This is a genomic window from Streptomyces sp. ISL-100 (assembly GCF_018614615.1).
Taxonomy (GTDB): Bacteria; Actinomycetota; Actinomycetes; order Streptomycetales; family Streptomycetaceae; genus Streptomyces.
This window is the reverse complement of record NZ_JAGGOK010000074.1, coordinates 63520-79494: the sequence shown is the minus strand read 5'-3', so window position 1 is coordinate 79494 and position 15975 is coordinate 63520. Positions and strand designations below refer to the sequence as shown.

The following is a 15975-nucleotide window of genomic DNA, read 5'->3' as shown; positions in this document are numbered from 1 at the left end:
CTGGCCAAGATCAGAGGTAGACCGTCACCTCGCAGGTGTCGCGGTCGATCAGCAGGTAGACCGGAATGCCGGTCTCGGCGTAGGCACGCGGCTTTTCCACCCGGTCGCGCTGGTCGGTGTCGGTGTCGTACGACGTGACCTCGACGACCATCAGCACGGAATCGGGGTCGGCCCACTCGCCCTGCCCGACGAAGGCGCCGCTGGGCGCGAGCGAACCGTCAGGCCGGGCGCGGCCCTTCCGGTACGCCTGCACCTTCAGCCCCTGATCGGGATAGAGCCACAGCTCGGGCCGGGACTGCATACAGATGCGTGTCAGCCACTGGATGATCCGCCCGTGGTCCCCGTCCGGCCCAACCCTGCTCCTCAGCCTCCCGTCGATGAGTTCCAGCCGCACGCCCTCGGTCGTCCGGGCCAGTATGCGAGTGGCCTCGTCGAACTCTTCGGGAAGCAGGTGGGGCCGGTCGTCGATCGCTGACATGGGGCGTACCTCCTTGTGCTCACGACGATAGCGGAGCGCTGTGACAGCCGCCTTCACACTTCCCGGGTGACACAACATGTGGGGGCCGCATCATCCAACGGCCCCCACATGTATGCTCATGCTCGCTGTCGCCGCAGGGGAATCCGGTGCGAATCCGGAACTGTCCCGCAACGGTGTGATCGGTGTGCTTTTGTGCACCCAGGAGTCCGAACACCTGCCGACGGCGTATCCGGCTCGACCGAACCGGATACCGACACGTCCGGGCCTCGCGGTTGGGCCGGTGGACGCTACGCGGTGTGCCGCCCCTCAGGGGGTGACGTGTGCCCGTACGCCCCCACTCCCCCCGTCGGCCCCGAGCCGAGCGAGGGAGAGCACCGCGTGACCATCGCGCCAGCCGATCCGGCAACTGCCACGGAGTCGACGGAGTCGTCCGAAGGGGCTGGGACCGCACTTCTGCGGACCCTGACCGACCTCACCGCCGACCTCCCCGACACCGACCCGGGCAGAGTCGCCGCGGCCGCCCTCCGCGGCCGCAACGCCGGTTCGGACGCGGCCGAGCTGCGCGGCCTCGCCACCGACGCCGCCGCCGGGCTGATCTCCGAGGACCCGGCGTACTCCCGTCTCGCGGCCCGCCTCCTGACCCGCACGATCCGGGACGAGGCGGCGACGCAGGGCGTCCGTACGTTCTCCGAGTCGGTTTCCGTCGGTCACCGCGAAGGCCTGATCGCCGACCGTACGGCCGGCTTCGTGACCGCCCACGCGGCCCGCCTGGACGCACTCGTCGACACCGCCGCCGACGACCGCTTCGGCTACTTCGGCCTGCGCACGGTCTACAGCCGCTACCTCCTGCGCCACCCGATCACCCGTCAGGTGATCGAGACGCCGCAGCACTTCATGCTGCGCGTGGCGTCCGGCCTGGCGAAGGACAACTCCCCCGCGGCCGCCGACGAGGTCGCCGCGCTGTACCGCCTGATGAGCCGCCTCGACTACCTGCCGTCGTCGCCGACGCTCTTCAACTCCGGTACGCGCCACCCGCAGATGTCCTCCTGCTACCTGCTGGACTCCCCGCTCGACGAGCTCGACTCGATCTACGGCCGCTACCACGAGGTCGCGCGCCTCTCGAAGCACGCCGGCGGCATCGGCCTCTCGTACTCCCGCATCCGTGCCCGCGGCTCCCTGATCCGTGGGACGAACGGTCACTCGAACGGCATCGTCCCCTTCCTGCGCACCCTCGACTCGTCGGTCGCCGCCGTCAACCAGGGCGGCCGCCGCAAGGGCGCGGCCTGCGTCTACCTGGAGACGTGGCACGCGGACATCGAGGAGTTCCTGGAGCTGCGCGACAACACGGGTGAGGAGGCGCGGCGTACGCACAACCTGAACCTCGCGCACTGGATCCCCGACGAGTTCATGCGCCGTGTCGACGCGGACGCCGACTGGTCGCTGTTCTCGCCGTCGGACGTTCCCGAGCTCGTCGACTTGTGGGGCGACGCTTTCGACCAGGCGTACCGCAAGGCGGAGGCCGACGGCCTGGCCCGTACGACCATTCCCGCGCGCCAGCTGTACGGCCGGATGATGCGCACCCTCGCCCAGACCGGGAACGGCTGGATGACGTTCAAGGACGCGTCGAACCGTACGGCGAACCAGACCGCCGAGCCCGGCTCCGTCGTCCACTCCTCGAACCTCTGCACCGAGATCCTGGAGGTGACGGACGACGGCGAAACGGCCGTCTGCAACCTCGGCTCGGTCAACCTCGGTTCGTTCGTTCTCGGGAACGGCGAAATCGACTGGGAGCGCCTGGACGAGACCGTCCGTACGGCCGTCACGTTCCTCGACCGCGTCGTCGACATCAACTTCTACCCGACCGAGCAGGCCGGCCGCTCCAACGCCAAGTGGCGTCCGGTGGGCCTGGGCGCGATGGGTCTCCAGGACGTCTTCTTCAAGCTGCGCCTGCCCTTCGACTCGGCCGAGGCCCGCGACCTCTCCACGCGGATCGCCGAGCGCATCATGCTCGCCGCGTACGAGGCGTCCTGCGACCTCGCCGAGGTCAGCGGCCCGCTCCCCGCCTGGGAGAAGACCCGCGCGGCGCGCGGTGTCCTGCACCCCGACCACTACGGCGTCGAGGTCACCTGGCCGGAGCGGTGGGACGCGCTGCGCGCCCGTATCGCCAAGACCGGGATGCGCAACTCCCTGCTCCTCGCGATCGCGCCGACCGCGACCATCGCGTCGATCGCGGGCGTGTACGAGTGCATCGAGCCGCAGGTCTCCAACCTCTTCAAGCGCGAGACGCTCAGCGGTGAATTCCTCCAGGTCAACGCCTACTTGGTGGAGGACCTGAAGAAGCTCGGCGTGTGGGACGCCCAGTCCCGCGAGGCCCTGCGCGAATCCAGCGGCTCCGTCCAGGGCTTCAGCTGGATCCCCGAAGAGGTACGAGCCCTCTACCGCACCGCGTGGGAGATCCCGCAGCGCGGACTGATCGACATGGCGGCAGCCCGTACGCCGTACCTCGACCAGTCGCAGTCGCTCAACCTCTTCCTGGAGACGCCGACCATCGGGAAGCTCAGCTCGATGTACGCGTACGCCTGGAAGAAGGGGCTGAAGACGACGTACTACCTGCGCTCACGCCCGGCGACCCGCATCGCCCGCGCGGCCGGCTCCGGCGCGACCGCCGCCGCCACCCCCACCGCCACCGTCCCCGTGCAGCAGGCCGCGCCCGACGCGGACGCGATCGCCTGCTCCCTTGAGAACCCCGAGTCCTGCGAGGCGTGCCAGTAATCATGAGCGAAAAGAACCTTCTCGACCCGGGCTTCGAGCTGACCCTGCGCCCCATGCGCTACCCGGACTTCTACGAGCGCTACCGGGACGCGATCAAGAACACCTGGACCGTGGAGGAGGTCGACCTCCACTCGGACGTCGCCGACCTCGCCAAGCTCTCACCCGGTGAGCAGCACATGATCGGCCGGCTGGTCGCGTTCTTCGCGACGGGCGACTCGATCGTCTCCAACAACCTGGTCCTGACGCTCTACAAGCACATCAACTCCCCCGAGGCGCGCCTCTACCTCTCGCGCCAGCTCTTCGAGGAGGCCGTGCACGTCCAGTTCTACTTGACGCTGCTCGACACCTACCTGCCCGACCCGGACGACCGCGCGGCGGCGTTCGACGCGGTGGAGGAGATCCCCTCGATCCGCGAGAAGGCGCAGTTCTGCTTCAAGTGGATGGACTCGGTCGAGAAGATCGACCGCCTGGAGTCGAAGGCCGACCGCCGCCGCTTCCTGCTGAACCTGATCTGCTTCGCGGCGTGCATCGAGGGCCTGTTCTTCTACGGCGCGTTCGCGTACGTCTACTGGTTCCGCTCGCGGGGCCTGCTGCACGGCCTGGCGACCGGGACGAACTGGGTCTTCCGGGACGAGACCATGCACATGAACTTCGCGTTCGAGGTCGTGGACACCGTCCGCAAGGAGGAGCCGGAGCTCTTCGACGACGCCCTCCAGCAGCAGGTCACGGACATGCTGAAGGAGGCCGTCGAGGCTGAGCTGCAATTCGGCCGCGACCTGTGCGGTGAGGGCCTGCCCGGCATGAACACCGAGTCGATGCGCGAGTACCTCCAGTGCGTCGCCGACCAGCGCCTGGAGCGCCTCGGTTTCGCCCCGGTGTACGGCTCGGAGAACCCGTTCTCCTTCATGGAGCTCCAGGGTGTCCAGGAGCTGACGAACTTCTTCGAGCGCCGCCCGTCGGCGTACCAGGTCGCGGTCGAGGGCACGGTCGCCTTCGACGACGACTTCTGATCCGTCCCCAGGGTGTGGGCTGTCCTCGCATGCGTGCGGGACGGCCCACACTCGTCTTTCCGGCTGTCCCCCGGCGCCGCCGTCCCACAGGAGCGGGGGCGGCGCCCGTCCTCGCGCTCGTTCCGGCGCCCACTGGCCCGATGGCGGGCCGGCCGGGACGAGCCCCGCTCGCGGCCGTAACGGGGTGAAGCCGGCGCAGGCCCATGGCAAAGCCCGTGGCAAAGCACTCAGAAGGCGATCGGGCGGTCGCGCCTGGCGTCGTGGAGGACCTCGCCCCACCACAGAAGCTGGTCGAGCAGGACCTTCGCAGCGCCGTTCGGCTCCTCGGGGTTCTTCAAGCTCCCGTCGGGGCTGAACAGCTCGTAGTAGCGGGGGAACGAGACATAGTCGCGGACCGTGTGGGCGTGCAGCTCGTTGAAGACCTGGCGAAGCTGCTCGATCGCCAGGAGGCCGCCGCTGCCGCCGCTGTAGCCGACGAACCCGATCGGCTTGGCCTGCCACTCCGTGTAGTGCCAGTCGACGGCAGCCTTCAGCGAGGCCGGGAAGCTGCGGTTGTAGTCCGGCGTCAGTACGACGACCGCGTCGGCCGCGGCGAGCCGGCGCGTGAGGGGCTCCATGCTCGCGGGTCGGGGCAGGTCCGGCTCCATCGCCGGTGGTACGGCCGGCAGCTCCAACGGGATCGGCGCGTCCGCCAGGTCGATGAGGTCTACGTTGAACCGCCCGTGCTGCTGGGCCTGTTCGACGAACCAGTTCGCTACGACCGGGGCGAACCGGCCCTCCCTGACGCTCCCGATGATCACCGCGAGGTTGAGGGTGGATGTGGTCTCACTGGGCATGGCTGTGCTCCCTGTCCGACGTGCGAAGGGTGGAAGTGACCCGCGTTCCGGGGGTCATGTCCATCAATCTGCCGGGCGGAGCCGCGACCAGGAAGGCCGGGCCGAGACTGGTAGTGACAGGGCCACGATCCGTGTCGTACGCCGGTGTTACGTTCACCGGGTGAGCGACAACGAGCTGGGTCTCTTCCTGCGCATCCGCCGCGAAGCCGTCACACCCGCCGAGGTAGGACTGCCCACCGGCGCCCGTCGCCGCACACCGGGCCTGCGCCGCTCCGAGCTGGCCACGCTCGCGGGCGTCAGTGTCGAGTACGTGACACGCCTGGAGCAGGGGCGCGACCGCCGGCCCTCCCCGCAGGTACTGTCCGCGCTGGCCGACGCGCTGCGGCTGCCGCCGAGCGAGCGCATCCACCTGCACCGCCTCACCAAGGCGGCCGACGCGGGCTTCAACTGCATGGGCGGAGCGTCACCCGTCCGTACGGTGCGCCCCACCGTGCGGGCCCTGCTCGACCGCCTCGAACCCGCCCCGGCGGTGCTGCTCAACCGGATGAGCGAGATCCTGGCCTGGACGCAGGGTTACGAGCGGCTGGCGGGCCCGGTCGGCCTGCTGGACGGCAGCCCGCCGAACCTCGCCCGCTTCGTGTTCACGGATCCCCGGGCGCGCGCGGCGTACCCCGACTGGGACCTCGCCGCCGACGAGCAGGTGGCGGCCCTCAAGCAGGGCCCATTCCGGGCTGACCGCCATGTCACCCTGCTCGCCGACGAGTTGAGCGTGACCGCCGGTTCGGACTTCACCGGGCGCGTGGACACCGTGCCCGGTCTCCCGAAGTCCAGCGGCGTCACACGGTTCGCACACCCCGAGGTGGGTGAGCTGAGGCTGGCGTACGAGACGCTCGAACTGCCCGCCGACGACGACCTGCGGCTGATCGTTCACCTGCCGGCCGACGACAGCACGGCGGCCGCGCTGGACCGCCTCACCGGCCGCCGGCCGGGCGCGCTGCGGGCGGTTTCGGGCTGAGGTGACCGGCGGGGGTCTTCGGCATCACGCAGTTGCCGGTCGATCCGGCGCTCCCTGGCGTGACCGATGAACGACGGGAGCGTGAGGAGGGTGAAGACGACGATGACTGCGAGGTAGTTCAAGAAGGTTTCCATGGCGTCCACTCTGGTCTTCCGGGCCAAGGAAAGTCAGTGGCAGGACTGTCATGGAACCTCGAATTACTGCCACACTGGCCGCATGCTGAAAAACGTGGCCGTAGCGCTCGTCGACGGAGTCAATCCCTTCGAACTCGGCGTCATCTGTGAGGTGTTCGGGATCGATCGCAGCGATCAGGGGCTGCCGGTCTACGACTTCGCGGTCTGCGCCGCCGAACCGGGCCCGATCGCCGCCCGTTCCGGCGCCTTCACCATCTCCGTACCGCACGGCCTCGACCGGCTGGACAGCGCCGATCTCATCGCCATCCCCGCCGACCAGCACTGCGAGGCCCGCACGTACCCCGAGCCGCTGCTCGACGCACTGCGCCGGGCCGTCGACCGAGGTGCCCGCGTGCTCAGCGTCTGCTCGGGCGCGTTCGTGCTCGGGGCGGCGGGGCTGCTGGACGGGCGCCGCTGCACGACCCACTGGCGGCACTCCGCCGAGCTGGCGCGCCGCCATCCGCGGGCCAAGGTCGAGCCCGATGTGCTGTACGTCGACGAGGGCCCGGTCATCACGTCGGCCGGGACCGCCGCCGGGATCGACGCCTGCCTGCATCTCATCCGCCAGGAGCACGGGCCCGAGGTCGCCAACACCATCGCCCGCCGCATGGTCGTCCCCCCGCACCGCGACGGCGGCCAGGCGCAGTACATCGAGCGGCCGCTGACGCACGTGCGCTGCGACACGGTGGGCGGGGTGCTGAGCTGGATGGAGCGGCACCTGGACCAGGAGATGACCGTGGAGCAGCTGGCCGAGCGGGCGCACATGTCGCCCCGTACGTTCGCGCGGCGCTTCCTCCAGGAGACGGGCACGACGCCGTACCGCTGGCTGCTGCGCCAGCGGGTGCTGCTGGCGCAGGAGTTGCTGGAGGCGACGGACGACACGGTGGACGCGATCGCGGGCCGCGCCGGGTTCGGGAACGCGGCGGCGTTGCGTCATCAGTTCGTACGGTCACTGGGGACGACCCCGAACGCGTACCGCCGTACGTTCCGGGGGCCGGCGCTGGCCGCGTAGGCCCTTGGCGGGGCCCCCGGAAATCGGCTCAGGAGACGCCGCAGCTGGACGCCGACCAGAAGCGGCTCGCGCGGTGGTCCACGTGGGTGTGGTCGCTGTGTCCGGGATAGCCCGGGCCGAGGATGCCGTTGAAGCCGTGGTTACGGGCCTGCTTGGCCAGGGTGCACAGGGAGTGCGGGCCGGCTCCGAGGTCGGCGGCGTCGCCGTACAAGTGACGGCTGCTCGACGCCCCTCCGACGGCGTCGTTGCACGCGTGCGAGCGGAAGCCGCTGGTGACGGTGATCGGCTGGTCGCCCAGCGCGTGCCGCAGCGCCTCCAGCTTCCACATGGTGCGCAGGGCGTTGGACTTGGCGGTGGCGGCGCTCACCCCGCCGCCCTCCCAGGTGCTGTTGCAGTCGTTGAGTTCGGCGTAGGTGAAGTGGATGGGCGTGCAGTCGTCGTCCTGAAGGGCGTAGAGCTTGCTGAAGGTGGCCGATCCCGCGACGCCGTCCGCCGGGAGCCCGTACGCGGACTGGAAGCGCTTGACGGCGGCGGTGGTCGCGGGGCCGTAGTCGCCGTCGATCGCGAGCACCGCGCCGTAGCCCGGGTAGCCGCCCAGCCGGATCTGGAGCTGGGTGACATCGCCTCCGGTGGCGCCCTGGGAGAGGGTGCGGGACCAGGTGTAGCAGCCGTCGGCGTGTGCGGTGCCGGCGGTGGCGACCGTACCCGCCAGCGCGGCAATCATGAGCATGACAAGACAGAGGATGGATCTCGCCGTACGTCGGAGCATTGGACCTCCATGCCGAGGAGCGGACGAGCTGCGGTACGCCCGAGACTGACGCGCCGGTGGACGCGCGTCAACAGGGCAACTGCCAGAGTCATTTGTCCAACCAATGGCAGTCGCCCTGTTGCCGGCGGCGGAGAGGATTCAGTCGTTGGGGACGGTCTCGTAGCGAGCCGTGCCCTCGGCCATCTGCTTCAGCGCATCCTTGCGGTCGCGCTTCGACAGGCGGTCGATGTACAGGTAGCCGTACAGGTGGTCCGTCTCGTGCTGGAGGCAGCGCGCGAAGTAACCGGTGCCGCGCACCTTGATCGGGTTGCCCTGGGCGTCCTGGCCGTGCACCACCGCGTAGTCGGGGCGGGCCAGTTCGGCGTACGCCGTCGGAACGGACAGGCAGCCCTCATTGGCTTCGTCGAGCTGACGCTGGTCCTGCGGAAGCTCCTGCAGGACCGGGTTGCAGACCACGCCGACGTGGCGCACACCGTCGTCGTCCGGGCAGTCGTACACGAAGACCTTGAGGTCGACACCGATCTGGTTGGCGGCCAGGCCGACACCCTCGGCCGCACGCTGGCTGGCGAACATGTCGTCGATCAGCGCGGCGAGCTTGTCGTCGAACTCCGTGACGTCCTTGCACTCCTTGTGGAGGACCGGGTTCCCGACGACGGTGATGGGGCGGGCGGTGCCGCGCTCGCGGTACGCCTGCTCGCGCTCCTCGGTGTTCTCCGTGTCCACGACGAACCCGTCGTTGATGACCTGCTGGTCCGTCTCCTGCTGCGACATGTCCGCCGTACGCCTTCCTGAAACCCGAGAAACCCAGTACTGCCGAATCCAATGCCCGTACAGCCTACGGCCAGGTTTCAGCGGACTGGTCAGCAGACTTCTTCGAGATCCCGCCACTCACGGCTGTCGGGGTTGTCGGCGACCCACCCGTCGAGCAGCCCGCGCACCAGTCCGGCCGGCGCCGCAATGCCGCACTCGCGCTCCGGCAGCCACAGCTCACCGGCGGTGCGGTGGCCGAGCGGCCCCGGGTGGCCGGGCTCGCTGTGATCGTGCGGGTCGAGGTGCTCGCCGTCGCCCTCGTCGCTGGGCATCTGCGACTCGGAGCAGGAACGGCAGAGCAGCCGTACGGACGACGACCAGTCCTCGGCGGCGAACCCCGCGTCGGCAGCCAGCCGCTCCAGGGCGTCCCGGTCGGCCTCGGTGGCAGCCTCCAGCAGCACCACCCAGGTCGGCACCGGCGACGGAGCCCACAGCTCGATCTCGTCGAATACGGGGAACGACGGGCCGGCGGCGGTGACGCGCTCACCGTGCGGCACGCCGTCGTGCAGAACCACCTCGCCCCAGCGCCGCCCGGAAGACGGCAGCGGAATAGACAGCACCTCTATCCGCGCCGGGTCGAGCCTGCGGCCCCACACCACCTCGGCCTCGCCCTCCGGCGAGAGGCGGACGGCGGCGCTGCCCAGCTCCATGCCGTGCGGCTCGCCGCTCTCGGTGGGCTCGCCGGGCACCTTCAGGCCGTACGCCTGCCAGGCGCGGCGGGCCAGCGGCCAGTCCTGGAGTGCGGTGGCCGCGATGCCGACGTTCCACCAGTCCGGGGCGCCGGTCTCCCGGTCGAGGAGGGCGACGGCGCGCAGGCCCGCTGAGCGCGCCTGCTCCCAGTCGTGCCGGAACTTGTGCAGCAGCGCGAGGTTGAACCAGGACTCGGACAACCACGGCTCGAGGTCCGCCGCGCGTGTCAGCAGCGCTCCCGCGTCCTCGTACCGACCGTCACCGATCAGCGTGAACGCGCGGTCGGTGGCCTGCCGCCACGAGGCGGATGGCCGATGCCGTACCTTCCCGAAGATCTTCACGATTCCCGCCTGTCCCGCCTGCCGGTCGCTGAAGGTCAGTCCCCCCCGGACGCCCTCTTCTTCCTCTTCTTCGCATCCAACCATGCCGGGTCGGAGGGCCGCTCATTACCCATGGGTTACCCAGGTGGGGACGGGGTCAGACCGCCCCGGGACAGGACACGCGCCAGGGATTCCACGACCTCGGGCTGATAGTCGCGGCCGGTGCCCAGACGCAGCTGTTCCAGGGCGCTGAGCGGCCCGCCCAGTCCACCCCCGCTTTCCCCCGACAGATCGTCGTATGCATTGACGGCGCGGACGATCCGGGCGGAAAGCGGCTGCTCCCGATAGGGATCCGCCTGCCGCTCCACGACCACCGCGACCTCGGCGGGGACTCCGGTCTGGCGTACGACCGCTCCCCCGAGGAGGGCGATACGGCGCTGCTCGGCGGCCGGGAGGGAGGCGGTGGCTCCTCCCTGCACCGGGTCGAGGAGGGAGAGCTGGCCGATGTCGTGCATGAGGGCGGCGTACTCCAGGACAGTGAGGTCCGGCTCGGAAAGCCCCAGCTCACGCCCCACGGCGCGGCTGAGCAGGGCGACGCGGCGGGCGTGCCCGTGCGGGGTGTAGCCGGCGATCTCGGTGGCGCGGGCGAGCGAGGTGATGGTCTGGCGGTACGTCGTACGGACGGCGGCGTACCGGCCGAAGGACAGCTGGGTGAGCAGCAGCGGCACGCAGAAGACGGGCAGCGCCCAGAGCCCCGCGACGGCGACACCGAGCGCCATGACAGCCCCTGTCGCGCAGACTGCCGACCCGATCCCGAGCAGCGCCCGCAGCCCGTCGCGCAGAAGCGGCCCGTACGGGTAGCCGGTCCGGGCGCGGGCCATGGTGGCGGCGAGGACGGCGTCACAGAGAGCGGTGAGCACAAGGAGGAGAAGGAGAAAGAGAGCGTGGTGCGGGCCGTGGCCGACCCACTTCCCCCACAGCCCGGAGTTGTACAGCGGCTGAAAACAGACGGCGGCGAAGGCGACGGTGAGGACGCGCCGGGCCACATGATCAAGGACGGGCCCGTGCCCGGCGGCGATGTGCGGCACGGCTCCGGCGAGGGCGGCCGCGACGACGACGGCGACGACCTGGAGGACGCCGTGGGTGGTCGGCTGCCCGGCGAGCTGGCCGAGCAGGGCGTACGCGAGGGCGCCGGCGGCGCCGAGCGGCGCGGGCTCCCGTTCGGCGGGCAGCGCGGCGGGGCTCCCCCGTACGCCCCACCGGGAGAGCTCTCCGACGGCGATGAGCGCACCGAAGGCGAGGGCGACGCCGGGTTCGTTGATCCCGTACCAGAGGGTGTCGCCGAGAGCGTAGGCGGTGAGCGCGGCGGCTGCGCCGTACACGAGCCGCAGGGCGAGCGGCGGCCTCATGCCGGATGCTCCGGGCGTGTCCTCAAACGCCGGACGGGCTGGATTTTGCCCGCTGGGCAACTTTCAGCCGCTCCGGCGTTTGAGGAGCTGGGTCTGGGGCGGAGCCACAGTTCGGGAAGGGGCGGGCAGGGGAAAAGCTCCGCAGGACACCACCCGGGCCCAGTGGCCGGGGCGGCGCTCACCCGGGCCCGCCCCGGTCCGCGTGCCGGCCGGCCGCAGCGGGAGGCGCAGCGGGAGGCGCAGCCAAATCGTCACCCGCGGGCGCTGGCGGGACGTTTCCTCTCGGGCCGGACTGTTCGTCCGAAGTAACCCGGGGATGCCAGCCCTGGCGGGCCAGCGCCCGCGTAAGGGCGGTCACCATCAGCGGATCGAACTGCGTCCCCGCACACCGTTCCAGCTCCCGCAGGGCCGTCCCCACCGGCCGCGCCCGCTGGTACGACCGCGTGGACGTCATCGCGTCGAACGCGTCCGCGACAGCGACCACCCTGGCGAACTCCGGGATCTGGCCACCCGCCAGCCCGTACGGATAGCCGCTCCCGTCGAGCCGCTCGTGATGGTGCAGGATCGCCGCCCGCGCCTCCCCGAGAAAACCGATCCCCCGGACCATCTCGTGCCCGTACTCAGGATGCAGCTCGATGACCCGGCGCTCCTCGGGCGTCAGCGGCCCGTCCTTGCGCAGCAATCGCGTCGGGACGCCCAGCTTGCCGACGTCGTGCAGGATCCCGGCGAAGCGCAGCACTTCGATGCGGTCCTCCTCCATGCCGAGCTCGCGCGCGATCATGACGGACGCGCGGCCGACGCGTTCGCTGTGCCCGCGCGTGTACCGGTCCTTGATGTCGACGGCCTGCACGAGGGCGCGGATGGTGGCCTGGTGTGCGGCGCGCTCGCGGTGGTACTGCGCGAAGACCCAGCAGGAGATGTACATCGGCAGCAGCACGAAGAGCGCGGCGAGCGCCCCGTACGGACTCCTCCACAGCACGGCCATCATCAGCCCGGCCAGCCCCTGCACGCAGTGCGGTGGAACGGACCGCAGCAGCAGCCCGCGCCAGGCGGTACGCACGGGCAGCCGCTCAGCCGTGGCGAGGATGCCCCCGTCGAGGGCGGTCAGCACCAGGCAGAAGGCGAGAACGGCGGCCCCGGCCGGCAGCAGGACGTACGGAAAATGGGGCGCGGCCGCCCCGCCACCGCCGCCCAGCGACGCACCACCGTCCAGAAACACGAAGACATGGGCCGCGCACCACGCGGCAAGCGCGAGCTGAGCAGCCCGCCACGCCCGCCGCACCGCGCGCGGCCGCCGCTCGACGTGGCCGACGAGCGCCCCCGGTACGGCGACGAGCGCGGCGGCCGACGGCGGCAGCAACAGCACAGCGGCCAGCAGCACCGGAAAGAACGAGCCCGCCCCCACCCGCACCGTGCTCACGAGGAACGGCCGGCGCCCGAGCAGCTCGCAGGCGGCGTAGAGCGCGGCAAGCAGCGCGGCCGTCCCCCACGGCATGCCGGCGCCGGGCAGCAGGGCGGGGAGCGTACAGCAGGCGGCCGCGAACAGCGCACAGAGGACGTACGCGCGCGCTGCCACCGAAAGGGCTCTCACCAGCTGGCTCCTGTTGTCCCGCGTCCACCCGCCACAATTCGTGCGCCAGGCTAGCGAGTTGAGCGGAGCCGGAGACGACGAAGCGGCCGATTAGCACCTTCGAGTGATAATCGGCCGACTTCGCGACAAGCGGTCAGGAGGGGAGCGGGGAGGCTAGGCCTCGTTGGCGGCAGCCGGCAGATCGGCGGCTGCGGCCGTAGTCGGCGCAGGCGGCGCCGTCGCCGTAACGTCCTGCTCGGGCACGGCCTGCCCCGACCGGATCAGGTCAATCCGCCCCATGACCTTGGAGCGCAGGTCAGCGGGTACGTCGTCACTGCCGCAGCAGCGCTTCACCAGCTTCTTCACGGCCTGTTCGAGGCCGTACTTCTCCAGGCACGGGGAGCACTCCTCGAAGTGCACCTCGAACTTGGTGCAGTCACTGTCGGGCATCTCGTGGTCGAGGAACTCGTAAAGATGATCCAGGACCTCTGAGCAGTCAGTCTCGTGCGGCTCTCCGCAGCTCATGAGCCCGAACCTTTCCCGTCGTTCGACTCTCCGGCACCCGCCGGAACCAGCCCGCGGTCACGCGCGTAGTCCTCGAGCATGCCGCGCAGTTGACGGCGGCCCCGGTGCAGCCGGGACATCACCGTGCCGATGGGTGTTCCCATGATGTCCGCGATCTCCTTGTACGCAAAGCCCTCTACATCCGCGAGGTAGACCGCGATGCGGAACTCCTCGGGAATCGCCTGCAGCGCGGACTTGACGTCCGAGTCGGGCAGGTGGTCGAGCGCCTGCGACTCGGCTGAACGCAGGCCGGTCGACATGTGCGACTCGGCGCGCGCGAGCTGCCAGTCCTCGATCTCCTCGGCGCCACTGCGCTGAGGCTCCCGCTGCTTCTTCCGGTACGTGTTGATGAAGGTGTTCGTCAGAATGCGGTAAAGCCACGCCTTCAGATTCGTACCTTCACGGAACTGGTGGAAGGACCCGTACGCCTTGGCATACGTCTCCTGCACCAGGTCCTCCGCATCGGCCGGATTGCGCGTCATGCGCAGTGCGGCCGAGTACATCTGGTCGAGGAAGCCCAGGGCGTCGCGCTCGAAACGCGCGTTGCGCTCGACGGTGCTCTCCTCCGCCGCCTGGCCACCGTCGTCGGTCCCTGTGTCGGTCCCAGTGACCGGACCCACCTCCTCCAACGCCGTGGCGGGGCCGAATGCGGACCCGCTCGAATCGGAGGATAGACGACGATCCTGCCCGGCCGCCGCCCGACGAGGGGCGGTCTTGGCCGCAGTGAGCACCGTCCACTCCAGGTCAGCGGTGTTCGAGCGGCTCGGGCAGATGGTCGATCCCATGCGACGGACTCCCTCTCCACGTACGTGCGGTGTATGTCGACGCACGCAATAACAGAGGTGCCGCGCTCATCATTCCCGCAAGCCGTCGATCCAGTTCCCGACAGCGTCCGTGATTGTCTCCACCACCTGGTCCGGACTGACCCCGGCCTTCTTCGGTACGGCGAACCCGTGGTCCCCGTACGGGACCTCCACGAGGTCGTACGCCCCGTCCGGGAACTCCTCGGGTTTCCCGAAGGGATCGTTACCGCCCTGTACGACCAGGGTGGGGACCCCGGCGTCCAGCAGCTCCTGCGCCCGGGACTTCTCCGGCCGGCCGGGCGGGTGCAGCGGGAAGCTCAGCGCGAGTACGGCGCGCGCGCCGAGTTCCACGGCGGTGCGGCAGGCGACGCGGGCCCCGGCGCTGCGTCCGCCGGCCACGACCGGCAGCCCGGGCTTGACCAGAGCGGGCCACAGGCCACGCCACCCGGCGTCCAGGGTCTTGGGCGCGGGCGCGACCTTCTTCCCGGCCACCCGCCAGGGCTGCTCCACGAGAGCGACGGTCACCCCGCGCGCGGGCAGCGCGCCCGCAAGCCCCTGAAGATCCCGGGCCCCGATGCCCCCACCGGCGCCATGACTGACGGCCAGCACGGCCCACGGTGCCTCGGCCTCGACCCAGGTAATCCGCGCCTGCCCGACCTCGGTATCAACCATCTCACTCTGCGCCACGCCCCCATCCTGCCGGACGGGGCCAACCGGTGCCTGCGGCGCTGTTCCCCTACCCGCCCCTTCCCGAAACTGGGGGCAAGCCCCCAGCCCCCAGACAACACAGACGCCCTTCGGGCGTGTCCTCAAACGCCGGACGGGCTGAGTTTTGCGGCCAGCGCCGCAGGCGCCGCACCCGCACTCGCAGGGGGTCAGAACGCAGCCGGGTCAGAACAGCGTCTCCACCTCCGGCGCCGCCAGCTCCTCCAGCAGCTCCGGCCCGTTGTTGCGGACGTTGCTCACAGCCGTGGTCACCGGATACGCCCGCATCAGCCCACCCGGCGGCGGCGCCAGCAGCCCCCGTACGTCCTCGACGTCCGTACGGGCCGGATCCAGCCACGCGCCCCACCGATCCGGCGTCAGCATCAGCGGCATCCGGGGGTGGATGTCGGCCAGCGATCCCGGCCCGGCGGTCGGCGCCACCGCGAGCGGCGAATTCTCCGCCTCCGTCGTAATGACGGAGCACGTCACCCACCACGCCTGCGGATGCCCCTCCGGCAGCGTCGGGTCGCGCCAGAAGTCGTACAGCCCGGCCATCGCCATGACCGACCCGTCCGCCGGCGTCACGAAGTACGGCTGCTTTCGCGGCCGTTTCTTCTTCCCCTGCTCCTCCAGCTGCCGCTCGCCGGCGCCGGTGACCCACTCGTAGTAGCCGTCGGCCGGAATGAGACAGCGCCGCGAGACGAACAGCTGCCGGAACGACGGCTTCTCGTGCACCGTCTCCGCCCGCGCGTTGATCATCCGCGCCGCGCCCTCGGGTGACTTCGCCCACGACGGCACGAGCCCCCACTTCAACTTCCTCAGCTGGCGAACCGGACCGTCGTCCCGCGCGTCCTTCACAGGACGCTCCAGAACCACGTGGACTTCCTTCGTAGGAGCCACGTTCCAGTCCGGAGCGAGCGCCTCCTTGGGGTCCCACTTCCGCACATCGAACAGCCCGACGAGATCCTCGGGCCTCCGGCTCGCTGCATACCGTCCGCACATAAGTGCCAGACTGCCACGACTGCCCAGACCTCAAGGA

At 70.3% G+C, this 15975-nt stretch carries 14 protein-coding genes, 1 pseudogene and 1 riboswitch; of the genes and pseudogenes, 4 read left to right on the top strand and 11 right to left on the bottom strand.

Translation table 11 applies throughout. The features are described 5' to 3' along the window. Positions 1-16 precede the first annotated feature (16 nt). A pseudogene (locus J7E89_RS31470) lies at positions 17-478 on the bottom strand (Uma2 family endonuclease); the annotation flags it as partial. Between the two features lie 105 nt (positions 479-583). After that, positions 584-715: riboswitch (cobalamin riboswitch) on the top strand. A gap of 141 nt (positions 716-856) precedes the next feature. Between J7E89_RS31470 and J7E89_RS31465 the strand changes: the two are divergent. Next, positions 857-3250 (top strand): ribonucleoside-diphosphate reductase subunit alpha, encoded by a 2394-nt coding sequence (locus J7E89_RS31465; RefSeq protein ID WP_214978193.1) that lies wholly within the window; start codon positions 857-859, stop codon positions 3248-3250. A 2-nt stretch (positions 3251-3252) separates the two neighbouring features. Beyond that, positions 3253-4260 carry a ribonucleotide-diphosphate reductase subunit beta gene (locus J7E89_RS31460; RefSeq protein WP_214978191.1) on the top strand — a complete coding sequence of 336 codons (1008 nt, stop codon included), beginning with the start codon at positions 3253-3255 and terminating at the stop codon, positions 4258-4260. A gap of 227 nt (positions 4261-4487) precedes the next feature. Here J7E89_RS31460 and J7E89_RS31455 read toward each other — a convergent pair whose 3' ends face one another. Then, entirely contained in the window at positions 4488-5096 is a 609-nt protein-coding gene (locus J7E89_RS31455) for an NADPH-dependent FMN reductase (protein ID WP_214978189.1), read from the bottom strand. 160 nt (positions 5097-5256) lie between these two features. On the opposite strand from J7E89_RS31455, the gene J7E89_RS31450 reads away from it, so the two are divergent. Together J7E89_RS31450 and J7E89_RS31445 are read left to right on the top strand one after the other, a co-directional pair. Next, positions 5257-6111: a helix-turn-helix domain-containing protein gene (locus J7E89_RS31450; RefSeq protein WP_214978187.1), complete on the top strand. Its 855-nt coding sequence runs from the start codon at positions 5257-5259 to the stop codon at positions 6109-6111. Between the two features lie 216 nt (positions 6112-6327). Continuing rightward, a complete protein-coding gene (locus tag J7E89_RS31445) occupies positions 6328-7296 on the top strand; it encodes a helix-turn-helix domain-containing protein (protein WP_214978185.1) in 969 nt (322 codons plus the stop codon). 28 nt (positions 7297-7324) lie between these two features. Here J7E89_RS31445 and J7E89_RS31440 read toward each other — a convergent pair whose 3' ends face one another. From J7E89_RS31440 to J7E89_RS31400, 9 genes are all read right to left on the bottom strand, one after another. Next, positions 7325-8065 (bottom strand): D-Ala-D-Ala carboxypeptidase family metallohydrolase, encoded by a 741-nt coding sequence (locus J7E89_RS31440; protein ID WP_214978183.1) that lies wholly within the window; start codon positions 8063-8065, stop codon positions 7325-7327. A gap of 138 nt (positions 8066-8203) precedes the next feature. Beyond that, the gene (gene def, locus J7E89_RS31435) at positions 8204-8836 is read right to left on the bottom strand and encodes a peptide deformylase (protein ID WP_214978181.1); all 633 of its coding nucleotides are present in this window, start codon (positions 8834-8836) and stop codon (positions 8204-8206) included. A gap of 89 nt (positions 8837-8925) precedes the next feature. Next, positions 8926-9906 (bottom strand): hypothetical protein, encoded by a 981-nt coding sequence (locus J7E89_RS31430; protein ID WP_214978179.1) that lies wholly within the window; start codon positions 9904-9906, stop codon positions 8926-8928. A 116-nt stretch (positions 9907-10022) separates the two neighbouring features. Beyond that, positions 10023-11294: an HD-GYP domain-containing protein gene (locus tag J7E89_RS31425; RefSeq protein ID WP_214978177.1), complete on the bottom strand. Its 1272-nt coding sequence runs from the start codon at positions 11292-11294 to the stop codon at positions 10023-10025. Positions 11295-11472: 178 nt separating this feature from the next. After that, entirely contained in the window at positions 11473-12885 is a 1413-nt protein-coding gene (locus J7E89_RS31420; protein ID WP_214978175.1) for an HD-GYP domain-containing protein, read from the bottom strand. Positions 12886-13038: 153 nt separating this feature from the next. Next, positions 13039-13389, bottom strand: a complete 351-nt coding sequence (gene rsrA / locus J7E89_RS31415) for a mycothiol system anti-sigma-R factor (RefSeq protein WP_214978173.1) — start codon at positions 13387-13389, stop codon at positions 13039-13041. After that, positions 13386-14048, bottom strand: a complete 663-nt coding sequence (locus J7E89_RS31410; RefSeq protein ID WP_069927024.1) for a sigma-70 family RNA polymerase sigma factor — start codon at positions 14046-14048, stop codon at positions 13386-13388. Before J7E89_RS31410 ends, rsrA begins: the two co-directional genes overlap by 4 nt. Positions 14049-14282: 234 nt before the next feature. Further along, positions 14283-14903, bottom strand: a complete 621-nt coding sequence (locus J7E89_RS31405) for an alpha/beta family hydrolase (protein ID WP_214978211.1) — start codon at positions 14901-14903, stop codon at positions 14283-14285. Positions 14904-15122: 219 nt separating this feature from the next. Continuing rightward, entirely contained in the window at positions 15123-15938 is an 816-nt protein-coding gene (locus J7E89_RS31400) for an SOS response-associated peptidase (RefSeq protein ID WP_214978171.1), read from the bottom strand. Positions 15939-15975 lie beyond the last annotated feature (37 nt).

Bases quoted from the DNA above. Each gene is read 5' to 3' on its own strand.
- J7E89_RS31460 (WP_214978191.1), top strand. From the start codon at position 3,253: ATGAGCGAAAAGAACCTTCTCGACCCGGGCTTCGAGCTGACCCTGCGC.
- J7E89_RS31455 (WP_214978189.1), bottom strand. From the start codon at position 5,096: ATGCCCAGTGAGACCACATCCACCCTCAACCTCGCGGTGATCATCGGG.
- J7E89_RS31445 (WP_214978185.1), top strand. From the start codon at position 6,328: ATGCTGAAAAACGTGGCCGTAGCGCTCGTCGACGGAGTCAATCCCTTC.
- J7E89_RS31440 (WP_214978183.1), bottom strand. From the start codon at position 8,065: ATGCTCCGACGTACGGCGAGATCCATCCTCTGTCTTGTCATGCTCATG.
- def (WP_214978181.1), bottom strand. From the start codon at position 8,836: ATGTCGCAGCAGGAGACGGACCAGCAGGTCATCAACGACGGGTTCGTC.
- J7E89_RS31425 (WP_214978177.1), bottom strand. From the start codon at position 11,294: ATGAGGCCGCCGCTCGCCCTGCGGCTCGTGTACGGCGCAGCCGCCGCG.
- rsrA (WP_214978173.1), bottom strand. From the start codon at position 13,389: ATGAGCTGCGGAGAGCCGCACGAGACTGACTGCTCAGAGGTCCTGGAT.
- J7E89_RS31405 (WP_214978211.1), bottom strand. From the start codon at position 14,903: ATGGTTGATACCGAGGTCGGGCAGGCGCGGATTACCTGGGTCGAGGCC.
- J7E89_RS31400 (WP_214978171.1), bottom strand. From the start codon at position 15,938: ATGTGCGGACGGTATGCAGCGAGCCGGAGGCCCGAGGATCTCGTCGGG.